Raw genomic sequence first — 6,983 nt, 5'->3', positions numbered from 1 at the left:
GCCCCCGACCCTCGCCCACGTCGCCGAGCTCGCCGGCGTGTCGCCCGCGACCGCGTCCCGCGTGCTCAACGGCTCGGCGCGGGTCAGCAGGACGGCCCGCCTCCAGGTGGAGGCGGCCGTCGAGCGGCTCGGCTACGTCCGCCGCCGCGGCGGCTCCCCCGACCGGGAGTCCTCCGGCACGATCGCGGCCGTGGTGTGCGAGGACGCCTGCCGCGTCCTCGGCGACCCCTACTTCGCGCGCCTGCTGTGGGGCGTGCGGCGCGAGCTGGACGGCCGCGCGCCGCTGGTCGTCCTCATGGCCGGCCGGCCGGACGAGTGGCGCGCCACCACCGGCTACCTGCGCGGCGGCCGGGCCGAGGGCGTGCTGCTCGTCGGCGCCCGCCGCGACCAGGTCGCCCCGCTGGTGCAGGCCGCGGCCGGCGCCCCCGTGGTGCTGGCCGGGCGCCCCCTCGACGAGGTGGCGCTGCCCTACGTCGACGTCGACAACCGCGGCGGCGCCCACGCCGCCGTCCGGCACCTGCTCACCACCGGCCGCCGCCGCATCGGCACGATCGCCGGGCCCGCCGACATGGGCGCGGCCGTCGACCGGCTGGCCGGCTACCGGCTCGCCGCCCGGGAGGCCGGGATGGGCGTCAACGGGCTCGTCTGCCAGGGCGACTTCGGCCGACTGTCCGGCGAGCGCGCGATGCGCCGGCTGCTGGAGCGCCGGCCGGACGTCGACGCCGTGCTCGCCGCGTCCGACCAGATGGCGGTCGGCGCGCTCAGCGCGCTGCGCCGGGCCGGCCGGCGGGTGCCCGACGACGTCGCCGTCGTCGGCTTCGACGACGCGCCCGTCGCCCGGCAGGTGCGGCCCCGGCTCACCACCGTCCGGCAGCCCGCCGAGGACCTCGGCGCCCGGCTCGCCCGCGAGCTGCGCGCCTGCACCGGCGGCCGGCCGAACACCGAGCGCCGCGTGGTGCTGCGCACCAAGTTGATCATCCGGGAGTCCGGCTGACGGCCCCGGCCTGACGCGCGCCCGCCTCGCGGCGCGCCCCTTGAAGAGACGCCACCGCCGGAGTCCGCCGGCGGTGGAGCCCGGTATGCCCGCACGCCGGGTGACTCAGGAAGGAACAACGGTGAGAAGACGGCAACGATGGCGCGCGTTCACGGCCGTGGGCGCGACGCTGACCCTGCTCTGCAGTGGCCTAGGGGTGCTGGCGCCCGCGCACGCCGCCGCCGCCGCGTGCAAGGTCGTCTACAAGAAGAACGACTGGGGCAGCGGTTTCACGACGAGCATCGACATCACCAACCAGGGTGACGCGCTGAACGGCTGGACGCTGAAGTACTCCTACGCGGGGAACCAGAAGCTGGCGAGCGGCTGGTCGGGCAAGTGGTCGCAGTCCGGCCAGGACGTCACCGTCCAGAACGAGAGCTGGAACGGGTCGCTGGCGTCCGGTGCGACCGTGAACATCGGCGCGCAGTTCACCTACAGCGGGACCAACACCGACCCGACGTCCTTCACGCTGAACGGCACGCCCTGCAACGGCAGCACGTCCGCCCCGAAGGTGGCGCTGACCAGCCCGGCCGCCGGGGCCACCTACTCGGTGGGCGCCTCGGTGCCGCTCGCGGCGACCGCCACCGCCGGGACCGGCGCGACCGTCTCCAAGGTCGAGTTCTTCGACCAGGACGGCCCGCTCGGCGCCGCCGACACCACCGCCCCCTACGCGCTGAACTGGACGCCCACCGCCGCGGGCGGCTACTCGCTCTACGCCAAGGTGACCGACAGCGCCGGCGGCACGGCCGAGTCCGCGCCGGTCGGCATCACGGTCGCGGCCGAGGCGAGCGTCGTGGCCAACCCGGCGACGCTGACCATCGCGCAGGGCTCCACGGCCACGTACGCGGTGAAGCTGTCGGAGGCGCCGTCCTCGAACGTCACCGTGACGACCGCCCGCACCGCGGGCAACAGCGGCCTGTCGGTGACCGGCGGCGGATCGCTCACGTTCACGCCGCAGAACTGGTCGACCGCGCAGAACGTGACGATCACCGCGGACGACTCCGGGACGGGCCAGGCGACGTTCACCTCGTCGGCCACCGGCTACGCGGCGGCCACCGTCACCGCGACCGAGGTGGCCACCGGCGGCGACACCTACACCCAGCGGTTCCTCGACCAGTACAACAAGATCAAGGACCCGGCGAACGGCTACTTCAGCCCCGAGGGCATCCCGTACCACTCGGTCGAGACCTTCATGGTCGAGGCGCCCGACCACGGGCACGAGACCACGTCCGAGGCCTACAGCTACCTCATCTGGCTGGAGGCCATGTACGGCAAGGTCACGCAGAACTGGGCCCCCTTCAACGCCGCGTGGGCGCTGATGGAGAAGTACATGATCCCGACCCGCGCGGACCAGCCGACGAACTCCTTCTACAACGCGTCCAAGCCCGCCACCTACGCCGCCGAGCACCCCGAGGTCAGCGACTACCCGTCGCAGATCGACGGCAACATCCCGGTCGGGCAGGACCCGATCGCGAGCGAGCTGAAGTCCGCCTACGGCACCGACGACATCTACGGCATGCACTGGCTGCAGGACGTCGACAACGTGTACGGCTACGGCAACACGCCGGGCGGCGGCTGCGAGGAGGGCCCGAGCGCCGACGGCCCGTCCTACATCAACACCTACCAGCGCGGCGCCCAGGAGTCGGTGTTCGAGACCGTCCCGCAGCCGACGTGCGACAAGTTCGCGTTCGGCGGCACCAACGGCTACCTCGACCTGTTCATCAAGGACTCGTCCTACGCCAAGCAGTGGAAGTTCACCGACGCCCCCGACGCCGACGCGCGCGCCATCCAGGCCGCGTACTGGGCGAACACCTGGGCCGCGGAGCAGGGCAAGGCCGGCTCCGTCTCGGCCACCGTCGCCAAGGCAGGCAAGATGGGCGACTACCTGCGCTACTCCTTCTTCGACAAGTACTTCAAGAAGATCGGCGACTGCCACCCCGCCACGTCCTGCCCGGCCGGGACGGGCAAGGACAGCGAGCACTACCTGCTGTCCTGGTACTACGCCTGGGGCGGCGCCACGGACACGAGCGCCGGCTGGGCCTGGCGCATCGGCGACGGCGCCTCGCACTTCGGCTACCAGAACCCCCTGGCCGCCTACGCGCTGGTGAACGACGCCGCGCTCGCCCCCAAGGGCGCCACGGCCAAGGCCGACTGGGAGAAGAGCCTCACCCGGCAGCTGCAGCTCTACAAGTGGCTGCAGTCCGCCGAGGGCGGGATCGCCGGCGGTGTCACCAACAGCTGGGAGGGCAGCTACAGCACCCCGCCGACCGGCCTCACCGAGTTCTACGGCATGGCCTACGACTGGCAGCCCGTCTACCACGACCCGCCGAGCAACCAGTGGTTCGGCTTCCAGGCGTGGTCGATGGAGCGCGTCGCCGAGTACTACCAGGTCACCGGTGACGCGAACGCCAAGGCGATCCTCGACAAGTGGGTCTCGTGGGCGCTGTCGCAGACGACCGTCGACCCGTCCACCGGCAGCATCAAGATCCCGTCCACGCTCAAGTGGACCGGGCAGCCGGACGCGAACTGGTCGTCGGCCAGCGGCATGCCGCCGGCCAACACCGGCCTGCACGTCACCGTGCAGGACTACACCAACGACGTCGGCGTGGCCGCCGCGTACGCCAAGACCCTGACGTACTACGCCGCCAAGTCCGGCGACGCCGACGCCAAGAAGGCCGCCAAGGACCTGCTCGACGCCATGTGGAAGCACGCTGACGCCAAGGGCGTGTCGGTGCAGGAGACCCGGGCCGACTACAACCGCCTCACCGACCCGGTCTACGTCCCGTCCGGCTGGACGGGCACCATGCCGAACGGCGACCCGATCAACTCCAACTCGACCTTCATCTCCATCCGTTCCTTCTACAAGAGCGACCCCGACTACCAGCGCGTCATGGCCTACGCCAACGGCGAGACCTCGACCGCGCCGACCTTCACCTACCACCGCTTCTGGGCGCAGGCGGACATCGCCCTCGCCATGGCCGACTACGGCCGCCTCTTCAACGAGTAACCACCCACCCCGCGGCCCGTGGCGGCGTTCTGTCGCCACGGGCCCCTACCTGCCCAGACTCCGGCTATGCGAACATATGTTCGTGTCCGGTGCCGCGACGATCCTGCATGCCGACCTGGACGCGTTCTACGCGTCGGTCGAGCAGCGCGACGATCCGTCGCTGCGCGGGCGGCCGGTCATCGTCGGGATGGGCGTGGTGCTGGCCGCCAGTTACGAGGCCAAGGCGCACGGGGTGCGCACTGCGATGAGCGGCGGGCAGGCGCGGCGGCTCTGCCCGCGCGCGGTCGTGGTGCCGCCGCGGATGAGCGCCTACAGCGCGGCGAGCAAGGCGGTGTTCGCCGTCTTCCGGGCCACCACGCCGCTCGTCGAGGGGCTGTCGATCGACGAGGCGTTTCTGGACGTGGACGGGCTGCGCCGGGACCCCGCGGAGGTGGCCGCCCGGCTGCGGCGGGAGGTCGCCGAGGAGGTCGGGCTGCCGATCACGGTCGGGGTCGCCCGCACCAAGTTCCTCGCCAAGGTCGCCAGCGGCGTCGCCAAGCCCGACGGGCTGCTGGTGGTGCCGCCGGACGGGGAGCTGGAGTTCCTGCGCCCGCTCCCGGTGCGGCGGCTGTGGGGCGTCGGCCCGGCGACCGCCGCCAAGCTGGCCGGGTACGGCGTGGAGACCGTGGGCGACGTGGCGGACATGCCCGAGTCGGCGCTGGTGTCGCTGCTCGGCCCGGGTGCGGGGCGGCACCTGCACGCGCTCGCGCTCAACCGCGACCCCCGCCCGGTGCGGACGGGCGTGCGCCGCCGGTCCATGGGCGCGCAGCGCGCCCTCGGGCGCCGCCGCCGGTCGCCCGCGGAGCTGGACGCCATGCTCGTCGGCCTCGTCGACCGGCTCGGCGGGCGGCTGCGCAAGGCCGGGCGCGTGTGCCGGACGGTCACCCTCCGGCTGCGGTTCGGCGACTACGCCCGCGCCACCCGCTCGCACACGCTGGCGCAGGCGACCGCCGACACCCCGGCGATCCTGGCGGCGGCGCGGGGGCTGCTCGCCGCCGCGGCGCCGCTGGTGGAGAGCCGGGGGCTGACCCTGATCGGCGTCTCGCTCGGGAACCTGCACGACGACCGGGCCGTCCAGCTCGCGCTGCCGTTCGACCAGGCCATGGCCGTGGACGGCGCGGTGGACGGCGTCCGGGAGCGGTTCGGCCCGTCCGCCATCACCCGCGCCGTCCTGCTGAACCGCGACCAGGGCGTGCAGGTCCCGCTGCTGCCCGACTAGGGCTGCTCCGCCGCGCCCGCGCCCGCGCCCGCGTGCCTCACGGTGGGTTCCGGCGCGAGCACTCCGCGTTCCATGAGACGATCATTTGACCGGGGATGAGCGGAGCTTTGCGATGGCCGATGAGAGGTGGACTCCCGCCGACGTGGATCTGGTCACGGCGAACACGGCGCGGATCTACGACTACCTGCTCGGCGGCAAGGACAATTACGCGGCCGACCGGGAGGTGGCCGAGCAGCTGCTCGCCGTCATCCCCGAGGCGCGGGCGGCGGCACGGGAGAACCATGCCTTCATCGGCCGCGCGGTGCGGTTCCTCGCCCGCGCGGGCGTCCGGCAGTTCATCGACATCGGCAGCAAGCTGCCCGCGCGCGGGAACGTCCACGAGGTCGCCGCGCAGGTCGCGCCCGACTCGGCCGTCGTGTTCGCCGACGGCGACCCGGTGGTGCTGGCGCACGCCCGCGCGCTGCTCGCCCGGACGCGGCGGGCCGCGTTCGTCCGGTGCGACCCGCGGCGCCCGGAGGCCGTCGCCGACGACCCGGAGGTCCGCGCGCTCATCGACTTCGAGCGGCCGGTGGCGGTCGTGCTCGACCGCGTCCTGCACTTCATCCCGGACGCGGCCGAGGCCGCCGCCGTGCTGCGGCGCCTGCACGATGCCCTCGCCCCCGGCAGCCACCTGGTGTTCACGCACATCACGCAGGAGCCCGAGCCCGAGTCCGGCGGCGACGTCGGCCGGGTGTTCAAGCCGACCAGCGGCCACTTCTGGGGCCGCGGCCGGGCCGAGATCCTCGACATCGTCGCGTGCTTCGACCTCGTGGAGCCCGGCCTGACCTTCACCCCGCTGTGGCGCCCCGACGGGCCGGGGACCGCGCACCCGGAGCGCGCCTTCACCCTGGCGGGCGTGGGCCGCCGCCGCTGACCGCGAGGGCGCGCAGGCGGCGCCGCCACACGGGCAGGCCGTCGCGCGCGGCGCGCGCGGTGCGCCGGTGGACGCGCGCCGGGGCGGCGCCGGCGTCGTGCACCCAGCCCTGGTGGCTGCGGCCGGTGACCTCCAGCCGGACGAGCGGGACGTAGGAGTCGGCGCGGATCCCCTCGTACCCGTGCCGGACGATGGAGTGGTAGATGTCCTCGGACACGACCAGCGCCAGCGGCCCGCGGGTGCGCCGCAGGGCGCCCTTCGCCTCCGCCGAGTCCAGCAGCCGGAAGGCGACGTCGAGGGATTCGCCGAAATTGCCGTGCCCGTCGTTGTGCACCTCTCCGGCGTGCACCACCACCCGCACCCGAATTCGCCGGTCGCCGCCGGACGTGATCGTCTGCGCCGAATTGTATTCGGCGAGGAGTGCGGACAGCAGCGGCACCACCGGGTGCAGCAGCAGCGTTTTCGGAACCTCGTCGAAAGGGCGCACCAGAACGAGGACCCCGTCGCCCCGGTCGACGTACTCCTCGCGGTGCCGCGGCCCGATTCCGGCGCGGTTGAACGCCTCCTCCAGGAGCCGGTAGAGCGTGCGGCGCAATTCGGCCTTCACCGGGTCGGTGCGCGTCGTGGACGCCTCGATGTCCACCGCCAGGATCGCCCGGTACCGCGGCCGGACCCGCGCCCGGTCGGCGAACGGGGCGAGCGGCCCCGCCGCGCCGGCGGGCACCGGCAGCCCGGCCCCCGGCCCCGCGCCGCGCACGGCCGTCGTCTGCTC

General features: G+C 73.6%; 5 protein-coding genes. 4 read left to right on the top strand and 1 reads right to left on the bottom strand.

Going from position 1 to position 6,983, the window contains the following annotated elements:
• The 4 genes from ETD96_RS38240 to ETD96_RS38225 all read left to right on the top strand — a co-directional run.
• On the top strand, positions 1 to 994 hold a 994-nt coding region (locus ETD96_RS38240), incomplete at its 5' end, for a LacI family DNA-binding transcriptional regulator (protein ID WP_205719668.1).
• 121 nt (positions 995 to 1,115) lie between these two features.
• On the top strand, positions 1,116 to 4,040 hold the full coding sequence (locus ETD96_RS38235; RefSeq protein WP_240808525.1) for a glycoside hydrolase family 48 protein: 2,925 nt from the start codon (positions 1,116 to 1,118) through the stop codon (positions 4,038 to 4,040).
• 82 nt (positions 4,041 to 4,122) lie between these two features.
• On the top strand, positions 4,123 to 5,298 hold the full coding sequence (gene dinB, locus ETD96_RS38230) for a DNA polymerase IV (protein WP_240808524.1): 1,176 nt from the start codon (positions 4,123 to 4,125) through the stop codon (positions 5,296 to 5,298).
• Positions 5,299 to 5,410: 112 nt separating this feature from the next.
• Positions 5,411 to 6,211, top strand: a complete 801-nt coding sequence (locus ETD96_RS38225) for an SAM-dependent methyltransferase (RefSeq protein WP_138641373.1) — start codon at positions 5,411 to 5,413, stop codon at positions 6,209 to 6,211.
• On the opposite strand, the gene ETD96_RS45375 is transcribed toward ETD96_RS38225, so the two are convergent.
• The coding region (locus tag ETD96_RS45375) for a hypothetical protein (protein WP_171069433.1) at positions 6,180 to 6,983 on the bottom strand (804 nt) is incomplete at its 5' end. The two genes, ETD96_RS38225 and ETD96_RS45375, sit on opposite strands and share 32 nt — an antisense overlap.

The organism is Actinomadura geliboluensis (assembly GCF_005889745.1).
In the GTDB taxonomy this organism is placed as follows: domain Bacteria; phylum Actinomycetota; class Actinomycetes; order Streptosporangiales; family Streptosporangiaceae; genus Spirillospora; species Spirillospora geliboluensis.
This window is presented reverse-complemented; position numbering and strand designations above follow the sequence as displayed.

What these genes read in the sequence shown, in the direction of transcription:
- ETD96_RS38225 (WP_138641373.1), top strand. Translation starts at nt 5,411, where the DNA reads ATGGCCGATGAGAGGTGGACTCCCGCCGACGTGGATCTGGTCACGGCG.